This is a genomic window from Opacimonas viscosa (assembly GCF_024199005.1).
GTDB classification, from domain to species: Bacteria; Pseudomonadota; Gammaproteobacteria; order Enterobacterales; family Alteromonadaceae; genus Opacimonas; species Opacimonas viscosa.
Window position 1 is genome coordinate 20654 of the sequence record NZ_JANATA010000003.1, and the last position, 15597, is coordinate 36250.

Genomic DNA, 15597 nt, shown 5'->3' on the forward strand with positions numbered 1-15597 from the left:
AATTTTGCTACAGTATATATATACATGTTATGTACTTCAGTGAGACGGAGTACTGACTTCTAGCCAACCACACAAGAGTATAATGATGTTTAAGTATAATGTTACACAGGTGCCCCTGAACCGTCTTTTTTTGAGCCGTTTAGGTGCTCTAGTATGAATACTCCTAGCCTAATTATCTTTGACAAACCCGCTCTATTAGAGCCTTTATATACACAGTTCACGACGCTATTTGATATCCAAATGGTCCATTCGTTAAAAGAAATATTGCATGGTTTAAATCTGAACCATGCTGATGTGATTATCCTTACTGAAAATACTGCAACACAGAACGCCGTGGATTTAGCGTTGGAGTTGAAGCAAAGTATCGTAGCCAAAGATCTTCCTATTCTAGTTATGACATCACAAGTTACTCCAGAACGACATGCGCCATACTTGGAATACTTTGGTATTAGTATTTTAGATCTTAGTCGTGCAAGCACTCATTTATTTGAGAAAATTACAGAATTAAAAAAACGTTATCATATGGCAAAAGAGTTTCAAAAAACGTCACAAGCGACAATTCAGTCACACAAGATTGCCATTAATGCACGAATTAATGCACTTTTTGAGACGACTACAAATTCTCAAAAAAAGGTTCAATCATGTTCACTTCTTTTGTTCCAACTCAACTTGCAGAAAGTCAAAACCTCCCTGTGTAATCATAGCCAAGTCAATCAAGAGTATTTGGATACAATCATACATGCTTGTATTGTTCAGTGTATTAATGAGGGGGGGGATTATTTGGTACCTGCTGAGCAGGGACGATTTTTTGTTATCAGCCCTATGGTTGAACCTGAGCAGGTCACTCATTTGGCTGAGCGAATCAATGAATTACTATATTACACAACAAAGAGCGAAACCGCCAAGATTAGTCTAGATAAATGTGCTTTACATGTTGGCATTGTTACGACGCATTGTAATGATACCAAGGGGCGGCAAAATGTATTCGAATCAGCGGAACTAGCATTAGAAAATGCCATAAAGAATGCTGCTTTGTATTTCAGAGTGTGACGATAAAAATTTAGCGAAGAAACTTGTACACGTTAAGCAATAACATGATTTATTTGGAGGCAGTGCCCTTTTAAAACCACCGATAACCATCTATGGTAAACGTAGTTTAAAAGGGCGTTTAATATCTCGCGAAGAGACCTTGGGACAAAGAGCCTCTTACTTATCGCGTAATTCTCTACGTAATAGTTTCCCAACGCTCGATTTAGGGAGTTCCTTTAAGATATGAAATTCTTTAGGTACTTTATATGCCGTCAATAGTTTGCGACAGTGTGCTTCGATGTCTGCAATATCGACTTCACCATTGACGGAAATGTAAGCACAGACACGTTCGCCTGATTTGTCATCTTCTTTGCCGATCACTGCTGCTTCGATGACTGTGGGGTATTGCGTTAAGACATCTTCAATTTCATTTGGGTAAACATTAAAACCAGAGACAATCACCATATCTTTGAGACGGTCTACAATTTGGATATTACCATCTTCGTTATAGACACCAATATCCCCAGTTCGAAAATAGCCGTCTGCGGTCATTACTTCTGCTGTCGCTTCAGGACGTTGCCAATAGCCTTGCATCACTTGTGGGCCCTTTACCGCAATTTCTCCAGTTTCACCTGCCGGTAAATGTGTTCCATCAGGGCTTAGAATAGCAATATCAGTGCCTATCACTGGTTTACCAACGGTGCCATAGGCGACATTTGAGGCGTCGTTGAACGCTGCGACTGGGGCTGTTTCAGATAAACCATAACCTTCGGTAATTTCACAACCGGTCACATTTTTCCAAGCATCGACTGCAGCAGAAGTGAGGGCGGTGCCTCCCGAAACAGTCAATTTGAGTTTACTAAAGTCACATTTTTTGAATTCTGGGTGTTGGGATAAACCAACAAATAAAGTATTGATCCCAGCAAAAGTGGTAAATTGATATGGTTTAATCGCAGAAATAAATGCGTCAGGATCACGTGGATTTGGGATTAAAACGATAAGTGCACCACGTGAAGCGAACGCCATCATACATACGTTAAATGCATAAATATGATACAGAGGAAGTGGGCAAATCACGACTTCTTCCTTGGGGATAAAGTTTGCCCCTAATCGTTCCAACGTCTGCATACAGTTGGCTACCACGTTACGATGGGTTAAGGCCGCTCCTTTAGAAACACCTGTTGTGCCTCCTGTGTATTGTAAAATTGCGACGTCTTCGAGGTCGATAGTCGGTCGCGGCGGCATGGTATGTTTGGCACCTTCAGCTATGGCTATTGAGTAAGATGTATATTCTGGGTGTTCCGGCGCCGTATCTGGCATTAAACACTCCGTAGCAGCGGTGATGATGACCTTTTCGACAGGGGTATTGGCTTTGATTTCTTCATATTTAGGTAAAAAATCGGCCAAAATTACCAGAGCTTTGGCACCTGAGTCTTTAAATTGGTGTTCCATTTCTCTTGGGGTATACAGTGGGTTAGTATTTACTACCACCAAGCCTGCTCGCAATGCGCCATAAACCGCAACAGGGTTTTGTAAAATGTTGGGTAGTTGAATGGCGATACGGTCGCCGGGCACCAAGCCCAAACCATTAATAAGATAGCTGGCAAAGTGACGCGAAGCTTCCTCTGTTTCTGTAAAGGTAAAAGTTTGCCCAAGAGAACTAAAAGCTTGCTGTTCAGGATGTTCTGCAAAACTCTGTTCGATAAAATCGGCGATTGAGGTAACGCCTTTAGGGATGAGGGTATCAGTCATTATTCTTATTTCCTTTAAATTGCAAACATTTATCAGGTACGTATGATAAGTTAAAATAGATGAATTATTTTACAAGTAATTTACATTTAAAATATATATAAGAATAGATTTATTTACCTTTGTGATCGATATTTGACACTAGCAAAGATAATCCCACCCATGACACCAGACAATACTTGCAACACTGTGCCAACCAATCCTCTCGCGCCAGCAATAACCGTAATCTCTAAAATGGGGTACATTGCTTGTATAACGATGAACATCATTGTACCTGTAGCAAATGCATACCACTTGAGTTGTGTGAAGGGTGTATTACTTGGTTCGGTGCGCCAGGTGTCTATCCGTTTTTTTATCGGTAAAGTAAAACTCAACGACAGCAGTAGGCCCAGCAATATAATCACGCCATAAGTACCGACCAATCCGAGCCAGTCATGCCCAACAAAGCTCAGTCGAGTCGCTATGTCGATTTTGACCTCAAGTCCGGTGAGTTCGCTTAGTACCATGCTTGAATGAAAAAAAGAGGCAAGTGTAAAGGTTGTCAGCCATGCAGCAAAAAAGGCGAGGTAGGGAAGGTTAGACAAATACCGTAACATCATGACAGAATCCAAATGATTATTTAAAAATAGCATAAAGGTGAGGATTCAATGAAGCAAGTTATATGGCTGTGTTTAGTTATATTAGTTGGGCAAGTTTTTGCTACACCTCTTCCACCATCCAGCGCCACAAAAAGTGATACTAAATACGATACAAAGACACTAGTTACTGATCTATATTCACCGTGGTCTCTAAAAGTGGATGGGGCGGGACGCCTTTGGGTAACTGAAAAACAGGGTAGTTTGGTGATTGTTGAACCGAATTTACAACGACAAAGATTGGATCTCCAACTGCCTGATTTGTATCCAGCAGGGCAAGGCGGATTACTCGATATTATATTACTGGAGCCAACACTGTCACAGAAAGAGGCTCAAAATTCGGGAGCGATAGTTCAGCAGTCCATAGTACTTTCTTATGCCAAAGGGACCGCTCAGGAGAATGCGTTAACTATCGTTGTGGTAGATTTAGCGAAAATACTGGAGCCAGATGGTTCTGGATTATGGGAAGTACAAACACGCACCGAGATTTTCCAAGTATCGCCCAAGAAATCTTCCCCTGTGCATTATGCTGGACGAATGTTACTACTCTTGGATAACACCTTACTCATCAATAGTGGTGATGGGTTTGATTGGCGCGAAGATGCGCAAAGGCTGACGTCTCTGCTCGGTAAATCGTTGCGTATGACGCTGACGGGTGAAATACCGTTTGATAACCCTTTTGTGAACGCAGAAAACGTCAATCAACGCTACATATATACCTATGGTCATCGCAATGCTCAAGGTCTTACTTTGGGGCCACAAGGTACCATATGGCAACATGAACATGGGCCTGCTGGTGGCGATGAAATCAACATACTGGAACCGCAGATAAATTATGGCTGGCCGGTTATTACCTATGGCAAAGACTATTCAGGTGCCCAAATTTCTCCGTTTACCGAATATGCAAATATGCGCCAACCAGAACTGCACTGGACCCCATCGATTGCACCTTCTGCATTAATCTATCAAGGCCCAACCAAACAGTATCCTGAACTCGCGAATAGTTTGTTAGTCGCCAGCCTTAAATACCGACGAGTACACAGCGTAAAATTGCCTGAATCTGGTCAACAAGCCGGTGGCTATGACGACATCATTATTGATATGCCTCTTAGTGAGCGCATACGCGATATTTCTCATCATACTGATGGGCATATATTGTTACTAACGGATGGCGAAAATGCTAAGGTTGTTCAGTTACTAGCGCCAGAATAGGGTTTTTTATCTCTAACTTTTACAAATTCAGGTTATCAAGTATAGTTATGCAGAGATTATTAGATATTTAAATAGGTTACTAAAATGCGTGCAGGAATTTTGTTAGTTATAGGGATATTTACACTTTCGGCCTGTGGTGGTGGGGGTGGCAGTACGATTCTTCCCGCACCCGTGACACCGGACACGCAACCAGTCATTCCTTCTGTTGATATTGAAGGCCCTTATGATGTAATGGAAGGCGAGCAAGTTGTACTAACCGGTTTGACCAATATTACTGGCAACGTTGAGTTTACTTGGGTACAAACAGAAGGGCCAACGGTTACTGCTGAGACCCGTGAAAACCAACTGATTTATACCGCGCCTAAAGTGAATGTTAACGACGCTCAAAATGTATCGTTTACATTAAAAGCAACGGCCGCTGGGCAAACTAGTAGTGAGATTTGGTTTACTACAACCGTGAGAAATGCATTTACGTTTGAAGATTATGCACCTGATACATCGGCATTGGTCATGGCGGCTACGGAAAGTTATGTGCAATTAGGTGAAGTCACACGTGACACGTTGGCAAAAATAATGTCACCAGACGGCAACCCGATTCAACGTTGTTCAGGTTTTGGAACACGCGAATGGCAACTTGTTGATAATGATAATAACGGTGTGGTGAGTGCTGGAGATGTTATCACCGACCAATTCGATCGTTGTGAACCTAACAATGCAATTGATACCACATTAACAGGGACTTTGCGTGTCAGTATTTCGGAGGTAGATGCTGTTAACCGATCTGTGAGCGGTTCGATTGACGCATCAGAGGTGTTATTTACTGAGTTTTCTGGTTATGGTGACGTGATTAGCATGCAGGGCGCTATTGGTTTTGAGTTTTCAGAAGATATCGCGACCCAAACTCGAGTTAGACGTTATCAACATAATCAACCGGTAATTTTTGCACTTAATCAAATCCCATTTATCAATATCGAAAATAGTACGCTCATACAAACCGATGATTTAATTAACACGGATTATGAATTAAGTATTGATGCTGTCTTGAGCGACGTCTTTTCACTCAATTATTACACAGTTGTCACCCAACGACCTTTGACTGGGAAGTTTGGACGTTATCCAGATACGGGTGAAATCATGGCCAGTGATGGTACGAATAGCTATACTTTGGATGTTGGCTTTCCCAACGCACCAGATGAATACGGCTTAGTAGTGAATGGTGAGCGTTTTACTCAAGATTGGGATGACGTTATCAGTGCTGGATTATTTAATTTTAATGCATACTTTAGCTTCATTAGCGATTATAGCGGTGGTATTTTTGAACTATCCTCCTTTTTAGGATTTCCTGCTAATACAAATGAAAACACTGTGTTAGTCGCGCAATATTTATCAACTACGCCTTTGCAACCAGTGAATACAACGCTGGGCATGAGGGCCGCTTCCTTTCCATATACCACCGTCAATGCACAGCTTGTCACTAATGGTGGCCTATTGACCGTGACAACAACAGATGAGTTATTACCAGGGGCTGCATATCGTTTCGATTATATTGAGTTATTTGATATTTATAACACGCCGTTATTTTTTAATATTCGAGATTACGTAACGAGTGATGCCGTTATGCCTAGAGTCACAGCAACGAGCCTAGCCTATCGGGATAATGATTATCCTACGCTAGATGCGTCAACCAGTGTACTCAATGAAGGTGAGGTGGCTACTTATAGCTGGTTGGATATAGATAATGTTGGTATCACCTTTTCTGCTCCCAATAGTGCGATAACTCAGGTGATTTTACCTGAAGGTTTTACCCAAGATGTACAAATACGTCTACAACTCAGTAATGAGTTTGGTCAAACTGCCGGAATAGCAAAGCGGATTGATTATGTGCCAGCACCTGCAAGTTTTATTAGTCTAGATAGCGCCGAAGGTGAATATATTGGGCAGGGTGTACAGTGGTTTGAAAATGTACCAGGTGCAATGTCGGTTCTCAGTGGAACTGACTTGGGCTACGATACCAATCATATAGATATTCAATACAATGTTGATTTACGCTTTTGGTCAGCGCAATTAATTGGGCCAATGGAAACATTCCCGACAGTCGGGCGTTATGCAAATGCTACACGTTGGCCTTTCCAGGCTAACAATGTGGCCGGGTTCACATTTAGTGGCGATGGTCGTGGGTGCAATAGAAATCAATCGGAAGTGGATGTACTAGAGTTAGAACAAGATGAAAGTGGTTCAGTGACCACTGTCAGTATCGACTTTATTCAGTATTGTGAAAGTGACATGAGCCGACCTCTGAAGGGTAAAATTCGGTTTAATTCGAATCTCCCATTGAATCCAAATACTGAGGATTAAGTCGATATGTTGCGTCTGTTGAGTTTGGTATTTTTGGTTTGGGTCACTACAGCCTGCACAAGCGTACAAGCAGATGTGGTGTTTGGCAAAGCCCGCGTGAAGATAGGGACATTGCCAGATATCTTCCGTGTGGAGTTTGCACACAATGACCAGCAGCGGGCTCAAGGGTTGATGTATCGAGATGAGTTATGTCCTAATTGTGGGATGTTATTTGATTTTGCTGAGTCGCGGATTGTGGCTATGTGGATGAAAAATACTCGAGTAGCACTAGATGTCGCCTACTTTAGTGAAGCGGGTATTATCTCAGATATTAAAACTATGGCGCCGTATTCACTTCAGCCTCACCCCTCATCGACTGAAGTCCGTTACGCACTGGAAATGCCGGCAGGCTGGTTTGCAAAAAATGCGGTTACAGTGGGTCAAAACATCAAAATTATCTCTGCACAAAAAGTAAAGTTCAGATAATTCAGCAAGGCGGTAGGGCCTAGAAAATCAGTTCAATCCACAGGGTTTAGCAAAGTATAGAGAATCTGCTATAGACTCTATCCAACTGGTATTGTCCTTGATATAATCGAATCATGTTTACATGCTTTTTTGTGCGTTATAACAATAATAAATACAATGCACTGAAAAGTTTAAATTGAGAAAAGCACCTCGACAGCACTTTAACCTCAATTAGGAAATAAACATGGCCCCAGCTTTAACAATCGCAAAATTCGGCGGCACCAGCGTAGCAGATTATGCAGCAATGCAATCATGTGCCCGTATTATCGCTCAGCAAAAAGACACACGTGTTGTCGTGGTCAGTGCTTCTGCAGGTGTAACTAATTACTTGGTGAGTTTGTGCCATGATGAATTAGACGCTGCGGGTATTGCAGAAACCGTCGCTGGGATTAAACAAATCCAATACGCCATTCACGAATGTTTGCCTGAGTCAGTCCAAAGAACCGAACAACTTGAGAAATTGCTATCTGAATTAACCTTACTAGCTGCTCAACCTTCCTTACGCACGAATGACATGCTCAAAGAACAAGTGCTTTCTATGGGTGAAAGAATGTCTTCTTTACTGTTTACTGACGTATTGTTAGAAATGGGGGTAGCGGCAGAAGTTTTTGATGTTAAACAAGTACTGCGTACCGATGATAACTTTGGGGCAGCAAGTCCTATCTTACCTGAAATTAAACGTCTTGCTCAGGTCCATTTGGCTCCGCGTTTGGCATCTCATGTCCAAGTTACACAGGGATTTGTCGGTGCCGATGAACAAGGACGTACGACAACACTTGGCCGCGGGGGCTCAGATTTTACTGCGGCGTTATTAGCAGAAGCGTTGAAAGCGCAACTGTGTCAAATTTGGACAGATGTGATTGGTGTCTATACCACTGACCCACGGATCACAGCCGCTGCCAGACCGCTACCCGAATTAAGTTTTGAGGAAGCCGCTGAAATGGCAACATTCGGTGCAAAAGTGTTGCACCCAGCAACAATGGAACCTGCTTTGCGTCAAGATATCAAAGTATTTGTCGGTTCATCCAAGGAACCAGAAAAAGGCGGAACGATAATTGTTCGAGACTGTCAAGATGAACCGCCGTATCGGGCTATTACTCGTCGTAAAGAACAGGTTATGGTGACGGTTAAAACACCCAAAATGATGTATGCTCAGGGCTTTTTGGCTAAAGTATTTGAAATCATTGCGCAACATGAATTGAGTGTTGATTTGGTGACGACATCTGAAATATCCGTTTCATTTACCTTGGATAATCCTCCAAATTCGGTAGCTGAACGCTTAAACCGTGAGACGATCACACAGCTTCAAGATATTTGCGAAGTGACTGTTGAGCGTGGCTTTGACTTGATAACGGTGGTCGGTAACAACATGCAAACGTCGGTAGGCGTCAGTAGTAAAATCTTAAGTGCAGTCACGGACAATCAATTACGCATGATTTGTTTTGGAGCAAACCCCCATAATATGTCGTTTTTGGTTAAAGCTCAGGAAAGCGATGAAATTGTACAAAAACTACATCGCGAGTTGTTCGAGTAAGCCATTCTTCTTGGAGAACTAAAACTCACAAGCTGTCTAATTTGATTGGACAGCTTGTAAGTCTTTCTTTTTTAGACTTTAAACTCTTTAATAGCGCCTTGTAGTTCCATCGCGAGTTGCGCCACTGTGCGACTAGACTCTTCCGATTGCAACGCTCCTACACTCGTTTCTTGGGCAATACCAACAATATTACTTAGCTGTGTATTGATTTTTTCAGAGTCTGAAGAGTTATTATTGGCATTATTTGAGATAATAGAACTAGCGGTATGAGCACGAGATACTGCTTGAGTAATGACGCTGACGGCTTCTGTTGCTTTTTCTGTCTGTTCCACGCAGATTTCGGTTTGTGCTTTGCCTTGGTTCATGGCAGTTACCGCTTTTTGAGCACCTTCTTGTAGAACTTCGATCATCGTATTAATTTCACGAGTAGATTCTTGAGTACGACTTGCTAAAGTACGCACTTCGTCAGCCACCACTGCAAAACCACGACCTTGCTCACCTGCTCTGGCGGCTTCAATAGCGGCATTTAAAGCCAGTAGGTTAGTCTGATCAGCTACCCCACGGATGACATCTAAAATGCCAGTAATACGCTCACTATCTTGATGCAGCTGATTAATTACATCAGCTGCATCACCTACATCACTTGCTAAAGACTCAATAGTGCGTTTGTTTTCCATTGAGATAGCTTTGATCTTATTCGCTTGTTTGTCGGCATTTTCAATCTCAGCCAAAGTGTTTTGGGCATTAGCAACCACGCCTTGGGCCCTTTCTTTCATAGAGAAAGTTGAGTGTGCAACAGCATTAATTTGTTCTTTTTGTTCCTCAATAGCTGAGGTTGTTTGTATGTTAACGGTAGAAGTCTGAGCGGCAGCGTCACTCAATAAATTTGCGCGGTCACTGATTGTACCAATGAGTGATTTTAAATTATCAACTAATGCATTGGTATTTTTAGCCAGTTCACCGAATTCATCTTGGTTGGACTCATCTAGACGTTGGGTCAGGTCGCCTTGTGTAATTTTTTGTAAGACTTGATTAATTGCTTCTATAGGACGAGTAATGGAGTTCACACTGCGATACGCGACAATTAACGCAAAAGCTAAAGCAATAATGGCTAACCCAATAATAACGATTTGTGCTGTTGCTACAGTACTCGCAACAGCGGATTTAGCTGCTTTAACCGATACTCCAATCTGAGTGATTAACTGGCTGATTTGTGTATTAGCAGATAAGATTTTTGCTTCGCTTTGTGCCAAACTACGCCCTAAAGCTTCTTTTTTAAATAAGTAGTTTTGGTGGAGCACTGGGATCCCGTTGTTACCTCTACTAAGAACTAATACTGAGTTGAGCGATTCAATCAGTGCTGGAATTTCAGGGTGAAGATCACGCATATCGGTTAAGACATTTAAATGCGTTGCAGTGACTTCTGTGATTTTTTTTACATCCAGTGCAAGATCATTAATTAAGGCACTACTAGATATTGCGATAAGTTCTTGCATCAGTGCCGCTAAAGCCGTCATGTTGTTTTCAATACGCGTTGTTGTTTGCAGTAAAGCGGTGTCAATATTTGCCTCTGAAAGTGCATCATTGATATCAAATGCATACATTGAAGCTTGGTCCGCTTGTGCTTCTAAATCAATATATTGTGCTTGAACTCTTTTTCGTTGTTCTAGACTTTGCAACTTTGTAGCGAAAATATTCGAGGTAAGCTGTTCAAATTGATAAGCATTTTTCTCTATATCAGAGGTTAATGCCACTAACTCCGAGTTTGAGCTGACGGTTTGTTTAAGTTTTTGTAAATGTTGATTGAACGTATCTTTAAGTGTGGTAAAGGAGTTATTGAGTTTACTGACTTCTTGGATCGAATCTGAATTGACCGCTCGCAAGGCATCATCATTCATGTTTAGGAACTCGATTTGTAATTCTTTGGCACTTATTAGAGATGGGACAGCAACGTCATTTACTGAGCTAGAATTAGTTTGAATATTTGAAATAAAAACGCTTGCAGCGATACTGATAGTTAACAGTAATCCACACGTAATACCAAAACCAAATTGCAAACGACGAGCAACTGAAAAGTGCATGATTTCTTCCTTGAAATTTAATAAACGTAAATTTAATTAGAGATAACATTAATTGGAAATAAAGTTTCTTCCTTATCGACGTTTTTTGACAATGCTTAAGCGTTTACATGAAATGATTTACGTGCAGCTAAATTTACAGCAGTGAGTTTGTTACCCCAGACGTAGCCTGTATCCGTAGCAATAAACTGAGTTGAGTCAGTATGCCCCTGAAGACTCGCCCAATGTCCAAATATAACGGTTTGCTGAGCCGTTAGGTGAGGGTTGTACTTTTGAAACCACGGTTGCAGTATGTCAGGAGCGCTGGCTGGTGCAGTTTTGCAAGCAAAGTCCAAGGCGAGATGGGGAGTAAGGTACCGCATTCGAGTACAAGCGTTAATAATGAATCGAGACCTATCCATACCGCTCAGTTGACTACTCCATGTGTCAGGGGTGTTGCCATACATATGACTCAAGAGTTTGACGTAGTGCTTACTCGTTAATTGTTTATTGATGAATTTGCTCGCTTGCTTAGCATCTTCGAATGACCACATAGGATACAGTCCAGCATGGACAATGAGTGTATCTTTTTTCCATGTTTTGACCAACGGAAATGACCGTAACCAATCGATATATTGGTCAATGTCTGGGTGTTTAAGTAATTTCCCTAGTTTGTCAGAAGCTTTAGGTTTGCGTAATCCAGCATGAATAGCAAGTAGATGAAGGTCGTGGTTACCTAGTACCATAGAAAAGTGTTCACCCAAATCATGGCAATATTGGATAACCGACAAGGAATCTTCGCCACGGGCTACAATATCACCAACGGCAATTAATTTATCTTTTTGAGGACGAAACTGTATTGATTTTAATAGTCGAGTGAAACCTTTATAACAGCCTTGGATGTCACCAATAACATAAGTAGCCACAATGTTAGTTCACACTATTAGCTTTAATAAAACTGAAAATGGGCACTGGGACGAGGAACATATTCCCGGTAGGATCTTCAAATTCAAAATGCCCTTGCATGGAACCTACAGGTGTATCAAGTACTGCACCAGAAGTATATGTGTATTCACCATTGGGTTCTAAAATGGGTTCTTCGCCGACAACACCAGCGCCACTGACTTCATGCGTTTTGTTATTGCCATTGGTGATCTGCCAATAGCGGTTGCGTAATTGCACCGTATAATGGGAAAGATTACGCATGTGGATGGTATAAGCAAAAGCGTAGCGATTTTCCGCTGGAACTGATTGATTTTCTAGTAGCTGTGTCACTACAGAGATTTTAATATCATCAGCAAGGGTCATAAAGGCTCCAAACATGCAACTTATATCAATTTAAAAAACTATAATGTTGCATGTTATTTAGCTCGTTTCAAGAAAAATACTTGATCAATTTTTAGTGGCGTTTGACACAGAGTCTACTGTCGCCTCATCTATCACCGCATGTTCTGCTATTAATGCAAAAGTCGCTAAAGATAAGTTTTCAGCGCGTTGTGTTGGTTCAATACCAAGTTCACTGAGCTGTTCAGCACTGATGACGGTTTTCAAACTATTACGAATAGTTTTACGACGTTGATTAAACGCTAATGCTGTTACTTTTTCTAGCATAGCTAAATCTTTCACCGCAACAGGTGGTGTGGCATGAGGAATTAAGCGAACCACCGCACTATCGACCTTTGGTGGTGGTGTAAATGCTTCGGGTGGGACCTCTAACACGGGCATCACTTGGCAATAATACTGAGCCATGACGGACAAACGGCCATAATTTTTATGCCCTGGACCAGCACACAGACGATTTACGACTTCTTTTTGTAGCATGAAGTGCATGTCATGAATAATGTCGGCATGCGCAAACAGATGAAACATCAATGGCGTGGAAATATTGTAAGGCAGATTGCCAAATACTTTTAACTTGCCTGTGCGTGCTACCTGAGTAAAGTCATAGCGCAGTGCATCGGCTTCAATAATAGTGAGTTTTTCAGCCATAAATGGATGATGTCTGAGCCGCTTTGCTAAGTCTCTATCTAATTCCACCACTGTGAGGTGTTTGATTTGCTCGCAAACTGGCTCTGTCAATGCACCAAGGCCTGGACCAATTTCTAGCATGGTGTAGTTATCATCTGGTTTGATAGCACTTACAATTTGGTCAATCACATATTCGTCATTTAAAAAGTTTTGACCAAAACGTTTACGGGCTTTGTGGCCTAAGTGAACATTACTCATGCTTCTCGATTCGCTAATTTTATGGCTTTTAGGATGGCTTTTTGTAAACTGCCCGGATCGGCTAAGTTTTTGCCTGCAAGGTCTAATGCGGTGCCGTGATCTACTGAAGTCCGAATAAAGGGGAGTCCCAGTGTGATATTGACAGCTTCACCAAACCCTTTGTATTTCAGAACGGGTAAACCTTGGTCGTGATACATGGCTAATACAGTGTCAGCTTCGTCTAAATATTTTGCATTGAAGATGGTATCCGCCGGTAGAGGACCAGTAATATTTAGACCTTCAGCACGTAACTTATCCAATGCAGGGATGATTACATCTATTTCTTCTCGACCAAGGTGGCCATCTTCACCAGCATGTGGATTTAGTCCACAAACAAAAATTTTGGGCTCTTTGATACCAAATTTTAATTTTAGGTCGGTGTTGATAATATGAATGACTTTGTCTAGACGTTCGGCTGTGATCGCACGAGAAACATAGGCCAGGGGAATATGAGTCGTTGCAAGTGTGACTCGTAAGCCATCTGTTGAGAGCATCATAACCACATCTGAAGTGTTGGACTGTGCAGCGAAATATTCAGTATGACCGCTAAAAGAAATGCCAGCTTGATTGATAATTCCTTTGTGCACAGGACCGGTGACAACCGCATCAAAATCACCGTCCATGTTTGCTGCACATGCTTGTCGTAAAGTTTCTACGACATATCGGCCATTATCTGGTGATAGTTCACCTGGGGTAACAGGAGCGTCACAGGGAATATGCTCAACGTAAAGACTGCCTTGAGGCGCTTTTTCGGTTTGTCCAGTGTATGCAATCAACTGCGTAGTAACGCCTGTCAGTTTGGCGCGTTCGGTCAACATTTCTATATCCGCAAATACCACTATTTGTGCATCCCAGATGTGTTCAGCCATTTGTAATACTAAATCAGGTCCAACACCAGCTGGCTCGCCAGGTGTTACCGCAATACGACTTAACTTTTTCATTAAGATGTTCCGTCATCTAAAATTTCGATATACGCAGATTCACGCATTTCACGCAACCAACTATCTGTTTCTTCCGCAAATTTACGGTTGAAAATCAGTTGGTAAGCTTTTTCTTGTTGTTTTTTATCTGTAGCATCATCAATGCGACGCTCCAGTAACTCAATTAAGTGCCAGCCATGTACTGAACGAATCGGTTCACTGATTTCGCCTTGGGCTAATTCTGCTAAGGCATTTTTGAAAGCGGGAACATACATTTCTGGATCCGCAAAACCCAGCTCACCACCTTTGAGGCCAGAACCTGGATCTTCAGAGTGTTTCTTGGCCAAATCAGCAAAAGTCGCAGTACCATCGATGATTTGCTGTTTAAAGTCTTTGAGCATTTTCTCGGCTTTTTCTTCACTTAAAATAATCGAAGGTTTGACCAAAATGTGACGGGCATTGACTTCTTCAACAGTGGATATTTCAATACCACGAGTTTCCATAATTTTTAAAATGTGGAAACCCGCACCACTGCGAATAGGACCAATCAATGAATCAACGGGGCGACCTTGAACCACTTCAGCGAATAAGGTAGGCATAGCATTGATGTTGAGCCAGCCCATATCACCACCTTCAAGTGCTTTGGCACCGGATGAAGAGGCAATTGCAATTTTTGCAAAATCAGACCCGTTGTTGAGTAAATTAATGACTTTGTCGGCACGCTCACGAGCATCTGCTATGTCTTGATCTGTTGGCTCTACTGGGAATCCAATTAAAATATGACCTAAGCGATATTCCGCCTGAGCGTCCCCTTGCTCTTTGATTAATTCCATCAACGTTGCGATTTCTTGCGGCGTGATATAAATACGTCGACGGACGTTGGCTCGACGTACTTCACCGGTAATTAATTCTTTTCTAATCGTTTCACGATATGCGTCATAACTCATACTACTCGAGATGATATCTTGACGCAGTTGTGCCACTGTTCGGTTTTGGCTTTGGGCGATATTGGCGATAGTTTGCTCTAATTGTGGGTCAGACACTCGAATCCCCATCCTATCGGCCATTTGCATTTGCAAGTTATCTGTAATTAATTTCTCAATGGCTTGGGTTCGTAAAGCACGGTCAGAAGGCAGAGATTGGTTATTTTTCGCTGCGTTATCTTTTACGGTATTGACCAATTCATCAATCTCACTTTGTAAAATAACGCCTTGGTCGACGATCACTGCGACTTTATCTAACGATTCTTGAGCAAGGGCGGAGACCGAACTCAACGTCAGTATGACAGAACAAATTAATGCGGATAAAACTCTCATAAATACTCTTTGTTATTATTA

At 41.9% G+C, this 15597-nt stretch carries 13 protein-coding genes; 5 read left to right on the forward strand and 8 right to left on the reverse strand.

The annotated features are described in order from the left end of the window. Positions 1-153: 153 nt before the first annotated feature. Entirely contained in the window at positions 154-1050 is an 897-nt protein-coding gene (locus tag NLF92_RS02850) for a hypothetical protein (RefSeq protein ID WP_254098679.1), read from the forward strand. Positions 1051-1206: 156 nt separating this feature from the next. On the opposite strand, the gene NLF92_RS02855 is transcribed toward NLF92_RS02850, so the two are convergent. Together NLF92_RS02855 and NLF92_RS02860 are read right to left on the reverse strand one after the other, a co-directional pair. Then, positions 1207-2781, reverse strand: coding sequence for an AMP-binding protein (locus tag NLF92_RS02855; protein ID WP_254098681.1), 1575 nt, complete (start codon positions 2779-2781; stop codon positions 1207-1209). A gap of 113 nt (positions 2782-2894) precedes the next feature. Continuing rightward, positions 2895-3377, reverse strand: a complete 483-nt coding sequence (locus NLF92_RS02860; RefSeq protein WP_254098683.1) for a hypothetical protein — start codon at positions 3375-3377, stop codon at positions 2895-2897. Positions 3378-3425: 48 nt separating this feature from the next. Here NLF92_RS02860 and NLF92_RS02865 point away from each other — a divergent pair, with 48 nt between their 5' ends. The 4 genes from NLF92_RS02865 to lysC all read left to right on the forward strand — a co-directional run bounded on the left by NLF92_RS02865 (position 3426) and on the right by lysC (position 9018). After that, the gene (locus NLF92_RS02865; protein ID WP_254098685.1) at positions 3426-4625 is read left to right on the forward strand and encodes a PQQ-dependent sugar dehydrogenase; all 1200 of its coding nucleotides are present in this window, start codon (positions 3426-3428) and stop codon (positions 4623-4625) included. 84 nt (positions 4626-4709) lie between these two features. Continuing rightward, positions 4710-6980: a hypothetical protein gene (locus tag NLF92_RS02870; protein ID WP_254098687.1), complete on the forward strand. Its 2271-nt coding sequence runs from the start codon at positions 4710-4712 to the stop codon at positions 6978-6980. Positions 6981-6986: 6 nt separating this feature from the next. Then, positions 6987-7445, forward strand: a complete 459-nt coding sequence (locus NLF92_RS02875; RefSeq protein WP_254098689.1) for a DUF192 domain-containing protein — start codon at positions 6987-6989, stop codon at positions 7443-7445. 223 nt (positions 7446-7668) lie between these two features. Beyond that, a complete protein-coding gene (gene lysC / locus NLF92_RS02880; RefSeq protein ID WP_254098691.1) occupies positions 7669-9018 on the forward strand; it encodes a lysine-sensitive aspartokinase 3 in 1350 nt (449 codons plus the stop codon). Positions 9019-9089: 71 nt separating this feature from the next. Here the strand turns inward: lysC and NLF92_RS02885 are convergent, their stop codons facing one another. The 6 genes from NLF92_RS02885 to surA form a co-directional block, all read right to left on the reverse strand. Then, complete coding sequence (locus NLF92_RS02885; RefSeq protein ID WP_254098693.1) at positions 9090-11099, reverse strand: methyl-accepting chemotaxis protein; 2010 nt, start codon at positions 11097-11099, stop codon at positions 9090-9092. A 95-nt stretch (positions 11100-11194) separates the two neighbouring features. Then, entirely contained in the window at positions 11195-12001 is an 807-nt protein-coding gene (locus NLF92_RS02890; protein WP_254098695.1) for a symmetrical bis(5'-nucleosyl)-tetraphosphatase, read from the reverse strand. A gap of 4 nt (positions 12002-12005) precedes the next feature. After that, entirely contained in the window at positions 12006-12383 is a 378-nt protein-coding gene (gene apaG / locus NLF92_RS02895; RefSeq protein WP_254098697.1) for a Co2+/Mg2+ efflux protein ApaG, read from the reverse strand. An 84-nt stretch (positions 12384-12467) separates the two neighbouring features. Next, positions 12468-13301 carry a 16S rRNA (adenine(1518)-N(6)/adenine(1519)-N(6))-dimethyltransferase RsmA gene (rsmA, locus tag NLF92_RS02900; protein ID WP_254098699.1) on the reverse strand — a complete coding sequence of 278 codons (834 nt, stop codon included), beginning with the start codon at positions 13299-13301 and terminating at the stop codon, positions 12468-12470. Then, the gene (pdxA, locus tag NLF92_RS02905; RefSeq protein ID WP_254098701.1) at positions 13298-14281 is read right to left on the reverse strand and encodes a 4-hydroxythreonine-4-phosphate dehydrogenase PdxA; all 984 of its coding nucleotides are present in this window, start codon (positions 14279-14281) and stop codon (positions 13298-13300) included. Before pdxA ends, rsmA begins: the two co-directional genes overlap by 4 nt. Beyond that, positions 14281-15576 (reverse strand): peptidylprolyl isomerase SurA, encoded by a 1296-nt coding sequence (gene surA, locus NLF92_RS02910; protein WP_254098703.1) that lies wholly within the window; start codon positions 15574-15576, stop codon positions 14281-14283. The genes pdxA and surA overlap by 1 nt, the downstream gene beginning before the upstream one ends. Positions 15577-15597 lie beyond the last annotated feature (21 nt).